This window comes from Streptomyces sp. AC550_RSS872, from assembly GCF_019049285.1.
GTDB lineage: Bacteria > Actinomycetota > Actinomycetes > Streptomycetales > Streptomycetaceae > Streptomyces.
Genome location: NZ_JAGMUL010000196.1, coordinates 76,290 through 94,297 on the forward strand (window position 1 = coordinate 76,290; position 18,008 = coordinate 94,297).

Below are 18,008 nucleotides of genomic sequence, written 5' to 3' on the forward strand. Positions count from 1 at the left end.
CCGGACCTGCGCCATCGATGGCCTCGCCGGACAATGATCAGCTTGAACGTAGCCGGCCCCAGTGCCTCATGTACCTCAAATCTGTCAGCACGGTAGAATCGCCACGCACCAAGGACGTTGTGCTCCAGCCCGGTCCGGTAGTGCAGATAACTCGGGTGTTGCAGCCGTCGGCCGGGTTGTCGCCGGCGTTCCAGTGGCGGAACTTGTCGCGGCTGTAGCCGTCGCGGGACTCGGTGGCCACGGGCAGGCTGGCGACGGCCTCGGTCAGGGGCAGGGTTTCCGCGGCGTGGGCGGGGGGGTGGAGACGGTGGCGGGCAGGACGGCGGCCGCGAGGCCGCGCAGGACAGCTTTGACCATGTGCCGTTGATAGCCCCGATGGCGGGTGTGATTAGCGGTATCCCGGGGCCGCCGCCCATGTGAGTGGAAAGGTCATACCGGAGGAACGAATCTCCCGTGCATGGTCAGCGTCGTCGAGGGCCACCATCCCCCGTGCGCGGCGGCGGGAGTGAAGTCAGCGCGCTGGGTGTGTATTGACGTAGGCGAGGGGAATTCCTGCCCTGTCGGAGAACTCGAGCCTGCCGGGCTGGGTGTTGAGCACGCTCAGGGCAGTGGTGCCGCGTATGAACTGGCCGGGCTGCGGATCCGGTGCGTTGACGAGGCTGTCGGCTTGCCGACCGAGGTCTTCGCATTCGATCCCGATCTTGATGCCGAGGTTCTTTGCCTCGCCGTCCTCGCCGATCCAGTCAGGATCCGAGAACGGGTATGTGTCGAGTTCTGTGGAGCCCGTGTTCTTGATCTTGAACTCCAGGCAGACGAACTGCTCGCCAGGGTCGGCCGTAGTAGAGGCGCCCCTATCAGGGCCGGTGACAGAGGTGGCGGTCTTCACGCTCGTCAGCGTGACGTCCGCGGAGCCCTGCGGGGCATCGAACAGATCGCTGGCTCTCATCACCACGGAGATGGTCTTGCCTGGACTGAGGGTGGGCGGAGAAGGGGATTCGTGAGGGGTCTCCTTTGGTGATTGTTCCTGCTGTTCCCGCTGCCACTTGCTTCCTTCCTCGCTACTGCCACCGCAGCCGAGGAGCACAGCAACAGCTGCGCTGCATGCCAGGACCCAGCGTGTCGGCCGTATCACGTAGGTGGAGTACTTCCTCATGGCTCGCTCCCTAGCTGATGAGCAGCCTGACGGTCACCACCACGGTTGAGGCGACGGAACTGCCGGCGTCCAGACGAACGCTCGACGGGGCTCACACCGCACAAAGCGGCGAAGGACGCCTCGCTGTCCAGCCGTTCCGGGGTGTCCCCCACCGTAATCAGCAGAGCGACAGCCGTGTCCGGACCGATCCCCACCACCCCGCGCAGCTGCGGGGCATGACGTTCCACCAGCCGGGCAGACGAGCATCCACGTCCCGGATCTGCTCGGAAAGCTGACCTATCCGGCGAGCCAACAGGCCCAGCGTGATCCGGGTAGCCCGCAGCACCGACTCCACGCCAGCCTCCTCACGACCGCACACATCGGTGAACTGCGCACAGGTACGGAAAAGTTCAGCGTTGCCCAGTTGGGCCAGTTCTTCCCGCAAGGCGGGATCGGCAGTAATCAGAACGGCCGTGAGCTGGTTGATGGCCTGCGTGCGGGCTTTGACGGCCGACACTTTCGTCAGCTTGTACATCCTGGCGATCTGTACCGGCCCGTCGCCCGCTTTGGCCCGGGCACGGGCACGCCCGCTCAACACCGCTCGCGCCGCGCTCTGGGCAACGAGCGGATCCGTTTTGCCGCGGCGACGGCGCTCTGCCCGGTCGATTCGGTTCACGTCGAACACGTCCACGCCTTGGGCCAGCAGATACCGCGACAAGGAGGCCCCATAGGAACCGGTCCCCTCAACCCCGGCGCGCCTCACGGTTCCCGACTTCGTGGCCCACTTCAGCAGATCTCGATAGCCCGCCGTGGGGCCGAGAACTCCTCGGTGCCAAGGACTGCCCCGGACAGGGAGAGCGCCGCAGCCACATGGTTATCGCGGTGCGTGTCCCCTCCCAGCACCACCTCCCCCGCAGGACGGCGCCGGAGGGTCTTCAGAGCAGGCGACGTACTGGGTACGGTCGAACAGGACATGGCCCTTCTTCTCCTTCCGGTCCGATGACGTGTCGCGTTGCCGGTGCCGGGCTGCGTCAGGCGGTCAGAATCGTGAGGACGCCACAGTGATCGGCAGGCCCCTATCGGGACACACCTCGCCGGCCCGGCGCCGACAACCATCCCCGGCCAACGGCCGACACCGTGTGACTCGGACACTTCGGTCAGGCATGTCATGAGTCAGACCCCGGACCCGGGACAGCACCCTCATATCCTTCCGCCCCACTCAACACGTTGGCCCCTGTGTTCAGACCCGATCGTCAGTGGGGACAATTCGACAGCCAATGCCCAGCGCCGACAGCAAGCCGGTCCGCTTCAGTGAGGCAGGTGCCTGTCCAAGTCGGCCTGTGGTGAGCGGAATTGCGCAGGGCTCCGTCCACCTCTCAGTGACGGACACGTTGGCGTGTATCCCTACCACCAGGTCTCACCTGCCGCCAGACTGGCCCTCCAGCCAACCCGTCGAGCACTCGGTCGGCCATTCCAGGATCCGCAACTCTGCTAGCCATGAAGACAGTTCGTCAGCAGTGACTACGAGTAGTAGCGGTCGGTCGTATGGCACTTGCGTCAGCGTGCGGGTCGCCGGTTCGACACGATGGTTCGGCGGTGACGGCGAGCAGGGCGGTGTCGTCGTCGACCCGGTCGGGGGTGTTCAGCAGCTCCAGGGCCCGTTCGGTGATCTGCTGGGGGTCGGTGCGGGCGGCGGCGGGCAGCGCGCCGCAGGTCTGGCATAGGGCCGCCAGACAGTCGTCCAGGGACAGTGCCCGGTTTTCCACCAGGCCGTCGGTGTACAGCAGCAGGCTGGTGCCGGGCGGGAACGCCGCCTCGCGGTCGGCTGGGGTGCTGCCCAGTCCCAGCGGCAGCGCCGGGGGCAGCTCCAGGTAGGCGGTGTCGGTGGCTATCAGCAGGGGCGGCAGGTGCCCGCTGGCGGCGTAGCGCAGACGGTGGCGGTGTGGGTCGTAGACCGCGTACAGGCAGGTGGCGAAGCGTTCGGCGGCGAGCGACTGCAGGTAGGCGTCCAGCCTGGCCAGCACCTGGGCCGGGCCGGCGCCCTCCATCGCGAGGCTGTGCAGGGCGGAGCGGAGTTGGCCCATCACGATGGCGGCTTCCACGTCGTGGCCCATGACGTCGCCGATGGCCAGCCCCACGGCGCCGTCGGGCAGTGCGAGCACGTCGTACCAGTCGCCGCCGACCTCGGCGCCGCGGTTGCTGGCCCGGTAGTGGGTGGCCAGGCGCACCCCGGGCACCTCGGGCAGGCGGTGGGGCAGCAGGGCGCGCTGCAGGGTCAGGGCGAGGCGGCGCTCGTTGTGGTATCGGGTGGCGTTGTCGTAGGCCAGGGCCAGGCGGTGGGCGAGGTTCTCCAGATACTTGCGCTCGACCGCGGAGTAGCCGGTGTGCCGGACCAGTACCAGGGCGCCCAGTGTCTGGTCGTGGGCGTGCAGCGGCAGGGCCAGCATGGAGGCGGGCGGCGGGTGCGGGCCTGCTGGGGCCGGGGCGGTGCCGTTGATGGCGTGGGTGGCGGCGCTGGCCAGGGCCTCGCGGGCAAGAAGGGGTGCGCCTGCGATGTATGCCGGGGGCGACTGGGCCGGGGCGGGTCTTGTGGCGGTGAGGTAGATGCTGATCTGGTCGGCGAAGTCGGGCAGCAGGATCTGGCCGGCAGTCTGCAGTATCTGGTCCGGGTCGAGGGTGGCGGACAGCCGCAGGCCCGCCTCGGCCAGGGAGCCCAGCACGGCCAGCTGGTCGCGGGTCTCGGTCAGGACTTGTTCGCGCAGCCGGGACAGCTCCAACCCGGTGCGGACGCGCGCCAACAGCTGACGCGCGGAGAAGGGTTTGGCCAGGTAGTCGTCGGCACCGGCCTGACGGCCCTGCACGGATTCCTCCTCGCCGGCGCGGGCGGTGAGCAAGACAATGGGCAGGCGGGCGGTGCGCGGGTCGGCGCGCAGCGCCCGGACCAGCTCGAAGCCGTCCATGCGGGGCATCATCACGTCGCTGAGCACCATCTCCACCGGCTGCGCCAGGGCCGTCTCCAGGGCGGCCCGGCCGTCCGCGGCGAGCAGCACGTCGTAGTCGGGGTCCAGGAGCTGGGTGAGGTAGGCGCGCATGTCGGCGTTGTCGTCGACGACCAGCAGGCGGACCCGGCGGGGGCGGTCGGTTTCGTGCGGGCCGGGGCCGTCGGTCGCGGGGGCGGGCGGGGCATCGTGGGTCGCGGGGGCGTGCGGGGTGCGTGCCGCGGGGGTGACCGCAGCGGGGACGGGGTGGGCCGCCAGCCGGCCCAGCGCCTCGTCCACATAGACCGCGGCGCGGCCGGACCGGCCGCCTCCGCCTTCCCTGAGTCTCTCCCCGGGGAATCCGACGCTGTCCGCGGCCGGGGTCGGGCAGGGCCGGTGGCCGGCGGCGAACGGGAGGTCCACGGTGACGCAGGTGCCCTCGCCGAGCCGGCTGTCCACACCGACGGTGCCGCCGTGCGCTTCCACCAGGTCCTTGACCAGCACCAGGCCGAGGCCGCTGCCCTCGTGGGAGCGCGAGCGGGCGCCGCGGACCCGGTGGAAGCGCTCGAACAGGCGCGGCAGCTCGTCCGCGGGGATGCCGGTGCCGGTGTCGGTCACGGTCAGCCGGGCCCGGTCGCCGGCCGCGGACACCTGTACCCGGGCGCCGCCGGTGAAGGTGAACTTCAGGGCGTTGCTGAGCAGGTTGAGGATGATCTTCTCCCACATCTCCCGGTCCAGGGACACCGGCTTGGACAGCGGAGGGCAGTCCACCTCCAACGTCAGCCCGGCCGCATCGAAGGCGGAGCGGAACACCCCGGCCAGCTCGGCCGTGGCACGGGCGAGGTCGACCGGCTCGAGGAGCGGGTGTATCTGCCCGGCATCGGCCCTGGCAACCTCCAGAAGGGTGTTGACCTGCTTCAGCAGGCGCAGGGCGCCGCGCTCGGCCAGCTCCAGCTGCTCGCGGCGCTCGGGCCGGTCCTCGTCGGCCAGGACCTGCTGGAGTGGACCCAGGAGCAGGGTGAGCGGGGTACGCAGTTCATGGCTGACGTTGGCGAAGAAGGTGGTCTTGGCCCGGTCCAGTTCGGCCAGTGCCTCCGCCCGCCGGCGCTGTTCGTCGTGGGCGAGCGCGGCCGTCAGCGCCCCGGCCACTGCGGCGGCGAGCACCTCCAAGAAGTCCCGGTAGGTCCCGGCCGGCGGGAAGCAGGGGTTGATGCCCACCACCAGGACGCCTCCCACCTGGCCCGCACAGTCCAGCGGCAGAGCCAGCGCCTCCTCGACCGGGAGCCGGGAGGCCGCGGCGTGCTGCCCGGCCGTGTTGCCGCCGGTAAGCGCGGCGGCCGGCAGCGTGGCAGGGGCACCGTCGGCGACCACCTGCGCCAGCCGGGCCGCGACCTCCGACCCGTCGGCGGCACTCTGCGAGACTGACTCGGCCTCCGCCTGCTGGAGCCCGGCGGAGGCCGCCGGCCGCAGCATCCCCGACTCGGAGGCCAGGTACAGGCCGAGGAACGGAATCTCCTCGGGATAGGAGCCCAGCACCTCCGCGACGACGCGGGCTACCTCGCCCGGCGTGGGCAGCCCGGCGGTGCGGGCGCCGGCCTCGCTCAGCAGGCGCAGCCGACGCTCGCCCAGCACCCGGCCGGTGGTCTCGGTGAGGATCTGCAGCACGCCGCCAGCGGTGCCGTCGTCCAGCAGCACGGGCTGGAAAGACGAGTCGAAGTAGCACTGCTCCAAAAAACCATGGCGCTCCATGATGAGCGGCTCATCGGAGATCAGCAGGGACTTACGGCTGTCGGTCACATGGTGGAAGTGGGAGCTCACGGGGTCCCAGACCTCGGGGAACACCTCCTTATACGGCTTGCCGAGCGCCCAGGGATGCTTGGCGCCGGGAATGGGTGCGGCGCCTAGGTTGTACAGCGTGGCGAATTCGGCGCCCCAGTACAGAGCCATCCCGTGCTCAGAGGTGAGCATGAGGCGCAGAGTGTCCACCAGGGGCCCCGGCCAGCACTCGGGGGGCCCGAGCGGCGTCGCCGCCCACTCGATCCCGGCCAGAAGCTCGCCGAACGCACCGGCCTCGGCGAACATCCGGGCCGCCGCAGTGCGCGGGTCATCGGGCCGGGTCATCGAGAAATCTTCCTCCTGGCGCCCATGTGATCCGCCCGCACCCTCCGAAGGCTGCCGACGGCCACTCACTGCGGACCTTCGGGCAGAACGGACGCCGGATCCGACGGCTCTGGCTACACTCCTGCCAGAATTGCAAGGTTAAATCAGTCTAAACTCTGATTTTCTAGGAAGCGTAAACTTTCAGGCGTCCGCCGACGGCAGCGATCATCGACTCGCAGTTCCTGTGGGCGGTCGACAGCGTCGGCGCCGACGCTGTCGACCAGGGCGAGGGGATGCAGGTGACGGCCGCAAAGGGCAGGTCGTGGACTGCCTGGGATTGGTGCTGGTGGTGCTGGTCACCCGCGAGCGTCCATGAACGGACCGCTGCTACAGCAACTGCGTGAACTCCACCGCAGGATCACTCTGGCGTGAGGCGACGACGGATACGCCGACTCGTACTGCGCCCTCGACTCCGCCTCGCGCTCACCATCGCCAAACGCACCGATGATGCCACGGAGTTCCTCGCCCTCGCCGCCTCACCGGCCAAGCCGCCCCCAAGCCGACGCGACCCGACCCCGTGGAACCAAACAACATCCGCGGGACGGAACAAGGGAGAAGAACGAGCTCTGACGACGCGCGGTCTTCGGCCGCGTCGATCCAGACGCACTCAACTCGCCAGTGGGCCGGGCCACTGCTATCCGCACCGCCCCTGGCGACAACGCACCGTGACCACAGCACACGCCACCTAGGGAAGAATGCGCACGGCCAAGCAACCCAACTAGGGCGTGTCTGATGAGTCGGTGACCGCCTGGGACATAGGTCGTTCTCGGCCGAGTGGGGCGCAGCGATTTGAGCGAGGCGGAGTGGGCCCGGCTGGAACCGCACCTGCCCGTGAACGTAGGTCGGGGCGGTCGGTGGAAGTGTCACCGCAGGGTGATCAACGGGATTCTGTTCCGGTTGCGTACAGGGATTCCCTGGCGGGACTTACCGCCCCGGTTCGGCAAGTGGCAGACGGTGCATGGCCGTCATCGCCGATGGTCGGCGGACGGCACCTGGGCGCGGGTCTTGCAGGGGCTTCAGGTCGTTGCCGATGCAGAGGGGCGGATCGACTGGTCCATGGTCGGTGTGGACTCGACCGTCCTGCGTGTCCACCAGCACGCGGCCGGCGCCCGCAAGCGCACCCCGACAGTCCCGGGCAAGCGGACCCGCCCTGCTTGGCACCGGCCGGACGAGGCCCTGGGGCGCTCCCGTGGCGGCCTGACGACCAAGGTCCACCTGGCCAGTGAGGGCGGCAGGCGCCCGCTCGCCCTGCTGCTCACCCCGGGGCAGTGGGGTGACGGGCCGCAGATGATCGAAGTCCTCGACCGCATCCGCGTTCCCCGCCCAGGCGGCGGACACCCCCGTACCCGGCCCGGATCCTCGAGCGCCGACAAAGCGTATTCGTCCCGCCGCAACCGCCGCCACCTGCGCCGACGCCGGATCCGGCACGTTATTCCCGAGCGCCGCGACCAGCGGGCCCATCGCCGCAACCGAGGAGCGCGGGAGGCAGACCCACCGGCTTTAACCGGGACCAGTACGCACGCCGGAACGAAGTCGAACGCACCGTGAACGCCCTCAAAGGCTTCCGGGCCGTAGCGACGCGCTTCGACAAGCGCGCCTACGTCTTCCAGGGCACGGTCACACTCGCCGCGATCCGGCTCTGGCTACGCCCGTGACCTGCCCGGCGTGCAGCCGTTCAGGTCACCACGGTCGGGATCAGGGGGCAAAGCCGCCGAGGAAGGGGCCGAGGAGGCCGTCGAGGGTGCCGCCGAGGCCGCCGAGGAGGCCGCCGTCGGGGGGGTGCGGCGGCCTCGGCGGGAGTGGCCAGCACAATGCTGGCCAGCGCAACAAGGACACTTGCCGCAGTAGCGGCGACCAACCTGCGAACACGGGTCATGACATGCCTCCCAAAGACGTGTGCGTTGGCACGTGGACTAGCCGACTGGCAACATTCCCCGCCCATAGCCCGTACACGCGGCACATAAGAGGCGCAGGAAAGCCCCCAGGGAGCGCATGAGAACCACCGCGAGCCTGCGTCGACGCGCCTGTATTGATCACGAGCGTTGTTGACACGGGTGGTGCTTGATCATGGCGAAGACCTCCGGTGTGGTGGAGCTGTCTAGGACTGCACCGCACGGAGGTCTTCGTGTCCCACCGTAATGCCCGGCTCACCGTTCACGGCAGGCGGCTGTTGGTTGAGCGTGTCCGATCGGGCCGCCCCGTCGCACATGTCGCGGCGGAGATGGGTATCTCGCGAACCACGGCCCACAAATGGATCCGCCGCTGGCGTTGTCAGGGCGAGGCCGGACTCTTCGACCGCTCAAGCAACCCACGGACCACCCCGCACCGCACCCCGGCAACCGTGGAGGCCCGGGTGTGCCGACTGCGGCAGGACCGCAAGCTGGGACCCGCCCGGATCGGCCCCATCCTGGGGCTGCCTGCCTCGACCGTGCACCGGGTTCTGACCCGGCACGGCCTGAACCGGCTGGCATTCATGGACCGGCCCACCGGACAGGTCATCCGCCGCTACGAACGCGCCCGGCCGGGCGAGCTGGTCCACATCGACGTCAAGAAACTCGGCCGGATACCGGACGGCGGCGGCCACAGGACACTGGGCCGCCAGGCCGGCCGGACCACCCGCGGCGAGATGGGCTTCGACTACGTCCATTCCGCCGTCGACGACCACTCCCGCCTCGCCTACAGCGAGATCCACAGCGATGAAAAGGTCGCAACCTGCGCAGGCTTCCTCACCCGCGCGGCCGCGTTCTTCCATGCCCACGGCATCACCCGCATCGAGCGCGTGCTGACCGACAATGCCTGGGCCTACCGCAAGGGCCTGGCCTGGAAGCAAGCCCTCGTCGAGCTCGGCGCCACAGGCAAACTGACCCGTGCCTACCGGCCCCAGACAAACGGCAAAGTCGAGCGCTTCAACCGCACCCTGCTCGAAGAGTGGGCCTACCTACGGCCCTACACCAGCAACACAGAACGCACCGCGGCCCTCGACAGCTTCCTCCACGCCTACAACTACCATCGCTGCCACACCGCACTCGGCGGCCAGCCACCCATCACCCGCGTCAACAACGCTCCGGGGCAATACACCAGCGCAACCCTTGGCGCAACCTCGTGCTCCTGGTCGACCGGGCCGTGCGGTCACGCGGCCCGGACAGCTCCGTGGGCGCGGGCGAGGTGGCGCAGCTCGGAGCGTGCCGCCCGGTACCGAGGGGACGGTTTCCCAGTAGGGGTGCCACCACAGCCGTACGGACAGGAGCAGCAGGCGGCGGCGCAGGGCGGTGGTGTCGCGGGGGCGAGGTGCGGCGAGTGCTTGGTAGGCGGCGTTCCAGGCGGCTTGCGTCTGCACCAGTGTGACTGAGTGCTTCAGTTGGCCATTGAGTGCTTCAGTTGGCCGCCCTGGTGCTCAGACTTGTTGATCAACGCCTGGCGGCACTCGGCTGGCCGTGACGTCGTTCAGCGGGCTCTGGCGCAGATCTTGGGGAGCGGTCGCGGAGGGTCACTGGAGAAGGATCATCTTGCGGAGTAGTTCGTATCCGGCTCGGCCATGGAGCTGCCTCTTGATCTTTTTCACGCGTGTCACGGCGCCCTCGGTGCCGCCAGAGCTCCAATGCAGGGTCAGTAGCGTGGACCCCTACCAGGCCGCACTGTTCAACAGTGGTACGAGACCCGCAACGGCGGAGCCTTCAACTTCACCACCGGCCAGGCCGGCTAGCAGCAGCGGACGGACCGCCTGCCACTGCTCACCGGTCATGTCAGTGTCGTAGACCCGGGCCCGGTCGGGTGGTCGGCCGCATTCCCGAACCCTTTCGCACACCGTGCCCGCCGAGTTGAAGTCGTCACTCTCGACCGCGTACAACAAGGACAACAGGGCCTCCGGGCGCGTTCGTGGTCTCAGCAACTCCGAACTGCAACTGAGGCCCTGTATCCATGCCCGGCCACCGTGAAATCACCCGCCCCCCGGCCACTTTCGATCCAGCCGCACCAAGATCGATAGAACTAATGGCTTCCGCCCCCGACAGGACGCCCAGACCGGCATTGGCCAGCTGCGCACCCACCCCGTCCTGAGAAAGGTCCATCACCCCGTGACGACATCCGCTCGCCCGTCCGTGCCGTCCCTGCTCGGCGTCTTCGCACACCCGGACGACGAAAGTCTTCTCGCGGGCGGAGTCCTCGCCCAACATGCCGCCCACGGCGCACGCACCGCGGTCGTCACCGCTACCTGGGCTCCGGACAGTCACCGGGCGGCGGAGCTCGCTGAAGCCCTGGAAGTCCTCGGCGCTGGCCCACCTCGGATGCTCGGCTACGGCGACGCCCGCAACGACTCGTCAGCACCTGGACGCCCCCGGTTCTGCGACGTGTCCCTCGATGAGGCGATCGCCCAGCTGGTCGCGCAGGTGCGGGAGTTCCGTCCCGACATCGTGGTCACCCATGACGCCGTCGGCCAGCTGACCGGCCACCCCGACCACCGCCACACCCACCGGGTGACCCTGCTCGCGGTGGAGGCCGCCGGGCTCGCGCACCTCTACCCGGAGGCCGGTGAGCCCTGGCAGACCCGTGCCCTCTACGCCGCCACCCACCCGCACTCCGGGGTCGGCGACCTGGGACCGCTGCTGACCGACGTCGGCAAATCCATCCTGTCCGTCCCGGACGAGTACGTGACCGCAACGGTCAACGTGACGCCCTGGGTGGAGCAGAAATGGCGCGCGATCACCGCGCACCGTGGCGAAGTCGCCCGCGAACGCCCCCTGCCCGGCCTCCTGGCCCGCCTGCCCGAGGACACCCGCCTCGAAATCATCTCCACCGAGTACTTCACGCGCCTCGAGCCCACGCCGGTCCCTGGCGATCCGCATCAGCTGACGGCCTGACCACTCATCAGTATCCCGTTCGTCTGCTCCACGATCCACCGCTTGGCTTGCGGAACGAAGCCCTTGTCGTCCGGGGTGCGCTCGACGATCTCGACGTCGATGCCCACGTTCTCGCTGTGCTCGACGACCTTCTTCTTGAAGCCCTGGTCGACCAGGGCCTTCTTCACGCTGCCCCTCTGCCCGGCGACCTGGTCCAGCAGGGCGATGCCGGCGGTGTTCTCGTGCGCGGAGGCCGCGAGCACAACGACCGCGACGACGAGCCCCAACACGTCCACGGCCAGGCATCTCTTCCTGCCCGGCACCCTGTTTCGCGGCATCCCGGCCCGTCGTCGTGGCCGGGACTCCGACGGCCACGTGCATGCTCTGCGTGTCCAGGACCACCAGGCTCGGGTCGGCCAATCGCTTCCGCTTCTCCCGCAGATGCCAGCGCAGCAGGTCGTGAAGTCCTGGTCGGTGCCCTCGTCGCGCCAGAGGTAGAAGTAGTACTTCACCGCTGGGCGGACGTGTAGGACTCGCCGGCCTTGGCGGCGCAGGCACGCACCTGGCGCTTGACGTTCCTACGGGCTGTCATCGCGGCCTTCCACGCCTTGAGCGATGGCTCCCAGCAACCTCGCCCGAGGCGATCGGGCTGCAACAACGACCTGAGACGCTGGTTTCTTTGCCTCCGATGGGAGACCGTACTGGGGACGGTCGCCGGGGGTTCGACGTAGGCCACGCAGTCGTCATCATGCCGTCGCTCGCGGGCTCCGTCAGCATCCTTCAAGATGTCCAGCGCACCGTCGAATGGCCGGCTGCTGGAGGGTTCAGCGTATTGAGCTGAGCTGTGCGACATCCCGCGATTTGGCCGGGAAGCACGAAGCTGGGAAGGTGACGACGACCTGCGCGCCGCTTCGCTTCGGGAGCCTGCTCGGCCCGGTCCTTCAGCGGGACGCTGCGATCAGGCGTCGCAGTGAGGTGTGAGCAGGTGGGCCCCAGGTGGCCTTGCCCCCAGGGCGGCCGTGGACGCCGGCCTCTCCGATGCAGATGCCGCTGAGGGCGCGCAGCACCGCCCAGCCGCGGGCGCGGCGCAGGGTTGCGGCGTCCGCAGCTGGGCGGTAGGCCTTGTGAAAGCGGTCGGCGGCGCCGTCCGGCAGCAGTATCCAAGGAGCAGCGAGGTCGATGGCCGGATCGCCCGTGCAGAGGTCTCCGAAATCGATCACGCCGCAGAAGGCGCCGCCTTCGGTGAGGACATTGGCCGGATGCAGGTCGCCGTGGAGCCACAGCGCGGGGCCCTCCCAGGCGGGCGCGGCGACGGCGTCTTCCCAGACTGCGCGGACGGCGTCCGAGTCGGGGATCAGCCCCAGCTCGGTGGCCGAGGCGAGTTGCCTCTCGAACTGCTCGGCGCGGTCGGCCAGCGGCCCTCCGCGGCCGTACTCGTCGTCGGCGGGTGCCCGCTCGGGGGCGGGTTGGTGCAGAGCTGTCAGGAATGTGGCCAAGGTATCGGCCGCCTCCGCAACGTGGGTGGCGGGGGCGCGGTCGGCGGGCTCGCCCGGTACCCAGGTGGTGACGATCCAGGGCCGCGGAAACCGTTCGGATGGCTCACCGAGGCGCTGCGGGACGGGGATCGGCAGCGGAAGGTGCGGGGCGAGAGTGGGCAGCCAGGCGTGCTCCTTGCGTAGTAGCGCGTCCGCGGACTGTGTCGCCCAGGGCAACCGGACGGCGAGGTCGTCGCCGAGCCGCCACAGCTGGTTGGCCCAACCACGCGCGCCGAGCTTCAGGGGGTGCTCGGCCAGGTCAGAGTGCTGGTCACGCAGCAGGTCCCGGACCAACTCAGCAGTGATCTCGATCCCGGTGTGGGTCATGCGGAGCAACGGTCGCCGGACGGTGATCCGCCGTTTGTGACGCTCAACACTCCGTGCCCCTCAAGCTTCGATGGCATGAACTCACTGATTATCAACCGACGATGGCAAAGACCAAGGTTCGGTGACACAGGACAGCAGGTCATGGGCCCAGACGGGGAAGTCCACCGGCAACGCCCGCCACTTGACGCCGTTGTCGACCACATAGAACACGGCGTCGAGCATGACGCGGTGGCATTAGCCCTCGGGCCGGCCGGCCTGAGCGCCTCCACCCGCTCTGTGCGCGTCGAGACGGGAGCGCGCTGCAGCCGCGAAGCCTGGCTGGGACTCACCGGGGCACGGTGCTTTCTCGGACAACGAGGGTGGGCCGGAGAAGGACCTGTTCGGCCTTGGCCTCCGGGTCCTTGAGCCGATCGAGGAGGAGGCGCATGGTGTGTCGTGCGACCAGTTCCAGTGGCTGGGCGAGGCTGGTCAATCCCGGGTCGACGAAGTGTGCGCCGACGCTGTCGTCGAATCCCACGACGCCGACGTCACGGCCGACGGCCAGTCCCCGCTCCCGGCACGCCTGGAGCGCACCGATCGCGATCGTGTCGCTGACGCACACGAAGCCTGTCGGTGGCGTCTTCCTGTCGAGGAGTCGGCCGGCGAGTTCCCGGCCCGTGCTGATCTCGTCGGGCCCGCGGGCCGCGAGATCACGGGTCGAGAAGCCGTGTGAACGCATAGCCCGGCGCCAGCCGGACTCCCGGTCGTCCCCGAACCCGTTGCGCCCGTCCCAGCCCAAGTAGGCAATGCGCCGGTGACCGCGTTCGGCGAGATGGTCCACGGCCTGCTCCGTACCGGCGGCGCCGTCGACGTCGACCCACCACGTGTCCGACATGGGATGACCCCAGGGGCGCCCGAAGGAGACGAAGGGAATGCCGCGTTCGCGCAGGAAGGTGATACGAGGGTCGTGGTCTTGGGTGGAAGTGATCACGAAGCAGTCGACGGTGTTTGTGCTGAAGATCTCCTGGATGACCTGGATCTCTTCCTCGTCGGTGGCAGCGGGGTGGCAGTAGACCGCGTGGTCGGCTCGGTGTGCCGCTACCGAGAGTTCGTAGAGATAGCTCGCCCATACCCCGCCCGACTGACCTTCGACGGTCGGCAACAGACGAAAGCCCACGGCCCGCGGAGACTGCGTTCGCAGTGAACGCGCAGCCTGGTTGGGTCGGTAACCCAACTCGTCGACCGCTTTGAGGACCCGACGCAAGGTCGTTGGGCTGAGACGGTCCGGGGAGTTCAAGGCGTAGTGAACGGTCTGCTTGGAGACTCCCACCCGCGCCGCCACCATGGCCATGGTCGGCCTTGGCGACCCGGATGTTCCCTCAGCGGCTGGCCTGCGGCCGCGCGGCGGAACCGATGGTTGATCGGTAAAATCCATCCGCCCATTCTGGTGGGCTGGAAGCGCCACGGTCAAGGATGTTCGATCCGCCCGCCCGTATCGCCGAGCCGATCAGGCCACAGGATCGCGGCGAGCTGTCGTCGAGCGTCCTCCGGGCATGAACGGGTATGCCTCGCGCCGCAAAGAACCCCCGTGACCTGGTGCAAAACCAGTAATGGGTCAGCGGGCATGCCGGACCCCTCCCGATGACGCCCCAGCGCGGGCGGCACTCCGCCGGTCGCCATCACGTGCATGCAGACCTCTTGACTTGCTGCGGCAAACGCCCCTACGGTCCCCGTTTTATCGGTAACACAGAAGTTATATCGATGACACCGAGCGCCCGCGAACCTGCGCCCACAAGCTCGACCAGGCGCCGTGACGCGGCGAAACGATCAAGGGCTGCTCTACGGCGACGTACCGTCAGCGGAAGGGACGACTGTGTTCAGAAGCAGGAATGTGATCAAGGAGGCGGCTGCCGCCTCTACTGTTGACCGCCGCAACATCCTCAAGGCGGGCATGTTGGCCGGTCTCGGTCTGGCCGCCGCGCCCGCGCTTGCGGCATGCGGCGGCGGCAGCGGCTCCTCGGGGGGACCTGGACTGAAGTGGGCGGGTTGGGACGGGCCGCCCCAGTCGGAAGTGTTCCGTCGGTTCTCCGAGAAGATGACCGAGAAGCTGGGCGTGAAGGTCACTTACCAACAGGTCGTGGGTGACTACCTCTCCAAGCTGCTGCCGCAACTGTCGGCCGGCGCCGCTCCCGACGCCTTCTACGTCGGTGACATCTACATGGCCAAGCTGATCGAGACCAAGCAGGTGCTCGACCTCACCGACTACCTGGACAGTGGTGACGCCGCGGTCAAGCTCGATGACTTCCACGAGGGGCTGTACCGGTGGTGTAGGCCTGCGGACGGCAGCCCCGGGCTGTTCGGGCTGCCGGTGGACTGCAGTCCGCTGGTGTTCTGGTTCAACAAGGATCTCCTGGCCGAGGCGGGCGTCAGCACCGACCCGGCCGCCCAGTTCGAGGCGGGCACCTGGACCCAGGACACGCTCACCGACCTGCTCGACAAGATCCGCGCCACCAAGAAGAGGGGTCTGGTGCTCAATGGCAGCAACTGGCACGACTGGTTCGGCTGGTTGTCCACCTTCGGCGGGACGCTCTTCGACGAGTCCGGTAAGGCGGTGTTCGACGCCGACCCCAAGTCCCAGGAGGCGCTGGCGTGGCTGTTCGAGCAGTTGAAGTCGGGAAACATCACCTACTCCGGCGCCCTCCCGCAGGGACAGGGCGCTGACGTGCTGTTCTACGCCGGCCAGCTGGCCTGCTTGACCTATTCCCGCGTCATCCTGCCGAACGTCAAGAAGGCCCAGTTCGGCTTCGATATCGCCCCCTTGCCCTCCCTGTCCGGTAAGGACGTCATGCCGGTACCGGTCCAAACGGCGGCGCTGTCGGTCAACGCCAAGTCCAAGAACCAGGCCAAGGCGCTGGAGTTCCTCGGCAACTTCCTGAACGCCGAGGGGCAGAGGTTCCGCCTGTCCGGCGGCGGCAACGCGGTGCCGTCGATCAAGGGCCTGGACGACGTCGTCACCGAGGGCCACGTGCCCGCGCACGGCAAGCTGTTCAACGACGTCGCGGCCAAGGGCTACGCCGTCCCCAGCGCGATCGCCGGCAACGCGAAGGTCGCCCAAGAGCTCCCGGTGCTGGTGGACAAGATGCTCAAGGCGGGCAACGAGACGCCGCGTTCGTTCAGCGGCAAGGTGGTCAAGCTGATCAACGGGGGCGCCTGATGGCCGTCAGCAGCGCCGGTTCCCAGGCCCGGGCGCGGCGGACGTCCGCGGACCCGGACGTCCATCCGGACCGCCGGAGCCGGCGTCGGCGAGGCGGGGACACGGCCGCGGGATACCTGTTCCTGGCGCCCCAGTTGCTGGGGCTGGTGGTGTTCATGGTCGGCCCGCTGCTGTTCGCCCTGGTGCTGGCGTTCTACCACTGGGACGGGTTCGGCACTCGATCCTTCGCCGGGCTGTCCAACTTCGCGGAGGTCATGTCCTCCCCGCGCATCCAGCGCTCGGCGGTCAACACCGTCTGGTTCACGGTGTTGCAGGTGCCGGGACTGATGCTCACGGGATTGTTCTTCGCCGTGCTGATGCAGCGTGCCGGCAAGCTGACCCCGGTGTACCGGCTGGCGTTCTTCGCCCCGGTGATCACCTCTTCGGTCGCGGTCGCGGCGATCTGGCTGTGGCTCTTCAACCCCGACATCAGCCCGGTCAACAACGCGCTGCGCGGGATCGGGCTGCCCGCGCCGAACTGGCTGCAGGACGCCCGGTTCGTCATCCCGGCCTTCGCGATCGTCGGGATCTGGCAGGGCCTGGGCTACCAGCTGGTGATGTTCATGGCCGGGCTGCAGAGCATCGACCGCTCGTACCTGGAGGCCGCCGTGCTGGACGGCTGTTCGGAGTGGCAGAAGCTGCGACACGTCACGATCCCGCTGCTGTCCCCGACCATCCTGTTCCTCTCCATCACCTCGATCATCGGCTCCTTCCAGGTGTTCGACTACATCTACATCTTCTTCGACGACAGGGCTCCGGACTCCGCCCGCACCATCGTCTACGAGGTGGTCCGGATCGCCTTCGGTGAGTTCAACTTCGGGGCGGCATCGGCTCTCGCCCTCCTCCTGTTCCTGGCCCTGCTCGTAGTCACCGGCTGCCAGCTCGCAGCCCAGAAGAAATGGGTGCACTACACAGAATGAGTACTTTCTCCGACACCCACAGCCGCGCGGCCACGACCGGCAAGGGCGCTTCCGGCTCCGGCCGGCCCGCCCGTCGCAACCTGCTGCTGCACGCGGTCCTCCTCGTCTGCGCCATCGGCATGGCGCTGCCGTTCGCCTGGATGCTGTTCTCCTCGTTCAAACCCTTGGGCGAGATCTTCATGCAGCCGCCCAAGCTCTTGCCCCAGGACTGGAACGAGCAGGGCTACCGCACCGCTCTGGGCGGGGCCGACTTTGTCCGCGGGTTCTGGAACAGCACCTACATCGCCCTGACGGTCACCGCGGTCTCCCTGCTCACCTCGGCGATGGCCGCCTACGCGTTCGCGCGGATCGATTTCTGGGGCCGCCGCCCGCTGTTCATGGTCTTCCTCGCGACCATGATGGTCCCCGGCCAGCTCACGATCATCCCCCTGTACATCATCATGGGCTGGCTGGGCTGGGTGGACACCCATGCCGCGGTCATCGTGCCGCCCGCACTGTTCAACGCCTTCGGCGTCTTCCTGCTGCGTCAGTACATCAAAGGCATCCCCGTGGAGTTGGAGGAAGCCGCCCAGCTCGACGGCGCCGGGCGGGTGCGCAGGTTCGTGACGATCATCCTGCCGCTGCTGCGCACCCCTCTCACGGCGTTGGGGATCTTCACCTTCCTCGGCCAGTGGAACAACTTCTTCTTCCCGCTGATCTTCCTCAACAGCTCCGAGAAGTTCACGCTGCCGCTGCTGGTCAACCAGTTCAAGGGCCAGTACGTCTCTGACTGGCCCGCTCTGATGGCCGCCACGACATTGCTGGCGGCGCCGATGCTGATCGTGTTCGCGTTCGCGCAACGCCAGATCGTCGAAGGCATCGCCCTGTCCGGTTCCAAGTCCTGAGTCAC

The 18,008-nt window shown here is 68.3% G+C and carries 13 protein-coding genes and 2 pseudogenes; 6 read left to right on the top strand and 9 right to left on the bottom strand.

Annotated elements, in window-relative coordinates:
- Positions 1–151 precede the first annotated feature (151 nt).
- The 5 genes and pseudogenes from KUM44_RS46425 to KUM44_RS47030 all read right to left on the bottom strand — a co-directional run.
- Positions 152–357, bottom strand: a pseudogene (locus tag KUM44_RS46425) (HNH endonuclease); the annotation flags it as partial.
- Between the two features lie 154 nt (positions 358–511).
- A complete protein-coding gene (locus KUM44_RS41360) occupies positions 512–1,153 on the bottom strand; it encodes a hypothetical protein (RefSeq protein WP_217214912.1) in 642 nt (213 codons plus the stop codon).
- Positions 1,150–1,380: a transposase gene (locus tag KUM44_RS46430; protein ID WP_308402840.1), complete on the bottom strand. Its 231-nt coding sequence runs from the start codon at positions 1,378–1,380 to the stop codon at positions 1,150–1,152. Before KUM44_RS46430 ends, KUM44_RS41360 begins: the two co-directional genes overlap by 4 nt.
- The gene (locus KUM44_RS46435) at positions 1,311–1,895 is read right to left on the bottom strand and encodes a transposase (protein ID WP_308402841.1); all 585 of its coding nucleotides are present in this window, start codon (positions 1,893–1,895) and stop codon (positions 1,311–1,313) included. The genes KUM44_RS46430 and KUM44_RS46435 overlap by 70 nt, the downstream gene beginning before the upstream one ends.
- A 748-nt stretch (positions 1,896–2,643) precedes the next feature.
- Positions 2,644–6,231 (bottom strand): SpoIIE family protein phosphatase, encoded by a 3,588-nt coding sequence (locus tag KUM44_RS47030; RefSeq protein WP_217214913.1) that lies wholly within the window; start codon positions 6,229–6,231, stop codon positions 2,644–2,646.
- An 813-nt stretch (positions 6,232–7,044) separates the two neighbouring features.
- Here KUM44_RS47030 and KUM44_RS41375 point away from each other — a divergent pair.
- The 3 genes and pseudogenes from KUM44_RS41375 (at position 7,045) to KUM44_RS41385 (ending at position 11,126) form a co-directional block, all read left to right on the top strand.
- Positions 7,045–7,925 (top strand): IS5 family transposase gene (locus KUM44_RS41375; RefSeq protein WP_217214914.1). Its coding sequence is split into 2 segments (ribosomal slippage): positions 7,045–7,750 and positions 7,750–7,925, totalling 882 coding nucleotides; the frame shifts between segments, so codons are not numbered across the junction.
- A 470-nt stretch (positions 7,926–8,395) separates the two neighbouring features.
- Positions 8,396–9,349 (top strand): annotated as a pseudogene (locus tag KUM44_RS41380) (IS481 family transposase); the annotation flags it as partial.
- A gap of 994 nt (positions 9,350–10,343) precedes the next feature.
- A complete protein-coding gene (locus tag KUM44_RS41385) occupies positions 10,344–11,126 on the top strand; it encodes a PIG-L deacetylase family protein (protein ID WP_217214915.1) in 783 nt (260 codons plus the stop codon).
- Here the strand turns inward: KUM44_RS41385 and KUM44_RS41390 are convergent.
- The 4 genes from KUM44_RS41390 to KUM44_RS41405 all read right to left on the bottom strand — a co-directional run bounded on the left by KUM44_RS41390 (position 11,111) and on the right by KUM44_RS41405 (position 14,411).
- Entirely contained in the window at positions 11,111–11,443 is a 333-nt protein-coding gene (locus tag KUM44_RS41390; protein ID WP_302186117.1) for a transposase, read from the bottom strand. The genes KUM44_RS41385 and KUM44_RS41390 overlap by 16 nt on opposite strands.
- Positions 11,444–12,046: 603 nt before the next feature.
- Complete coding sequence (locus KUM44_RS41395) at positions 12,047–12,967, bottom strand: aminoglycoside phosphotransferase family protein (protein WP_217214916.1); 921 nt, start codon at positions 12,965–12,967, stop codon at positions 12,047–12,049.
- Positions 12,968–13,048: 81 nt separating this feature from the next.
- Positions 13,049–13,189, bottom strand: a complete 141-nt coding sequence (locus KUM44_RS46455; protein ID WP_254390862.1) for a transposase — start codon at positions 13,187–13,189, stop codon at positions 13,049–13,051.
- A 103-nt stretch (positions 13,190–13,292) separates the two neighbouring features.
- Positions 13,293–14,411, bottom strand: a complete 1,119-nt coding sequence (locus tag KUM44_RS41405; protein WP_308402844.1) for a LacI family DNA-binding transcriptional regulator — start codon at positions 14,409–14,411, stop codon at positions 13,293–13,295.
- A 408-nt stretch (positions 14,412–14,819) separates the two neighbouring features.
- On the opposite strand from KUM44_RS41405, the gene KUM44_RS41410 reads away from it, so the two are divergent.
- From KUM44_RS41410 to KUM44_RS41420, 3 genes are read left to right on the top strand one after another with little or no spacing between them, the layout of a single operon-like run.
- Complete coding sequence (locus KUM44_RS41410; protein ID WP_217214918.1) at positions 14,820–16,160, top strand: extracellular solute-binding protein; 1,341 nt, start codon at positions 14,820–14,822, stop codon at positions 16,158–16,160.
- Entirely contained in the window at positions 16,160–17,119 is a 960-nt protein-coding gene (locus KUM44_RS41415) for a carbohydrate ABC transporter permease (RefSeq protein ID WP_217214919.1), read from the top strand. Before KUM44_RS41410 ends, KUM44_RS41415 begins: the two co-directional genes overlap by 1 nt.
- Positions 17,116–18,003: a carbohydrate ABC transporter permease gene (locus KUM44_RS41420; RefSeq protein ID WP_217214920.1), complete on the top strand. Its 888-nt coding sequence runs from the start codon at positions 17,116–17,118 to the stop codon at positions 18,001–18,003. Before KUM44_RS41415 ends, KUM44_RS41420 begins: the two co-directional genes overlap by 4 nt.
- The last annotated feature ends 5 nt before the right edge of the window (positions 18,004–18,008 follow it).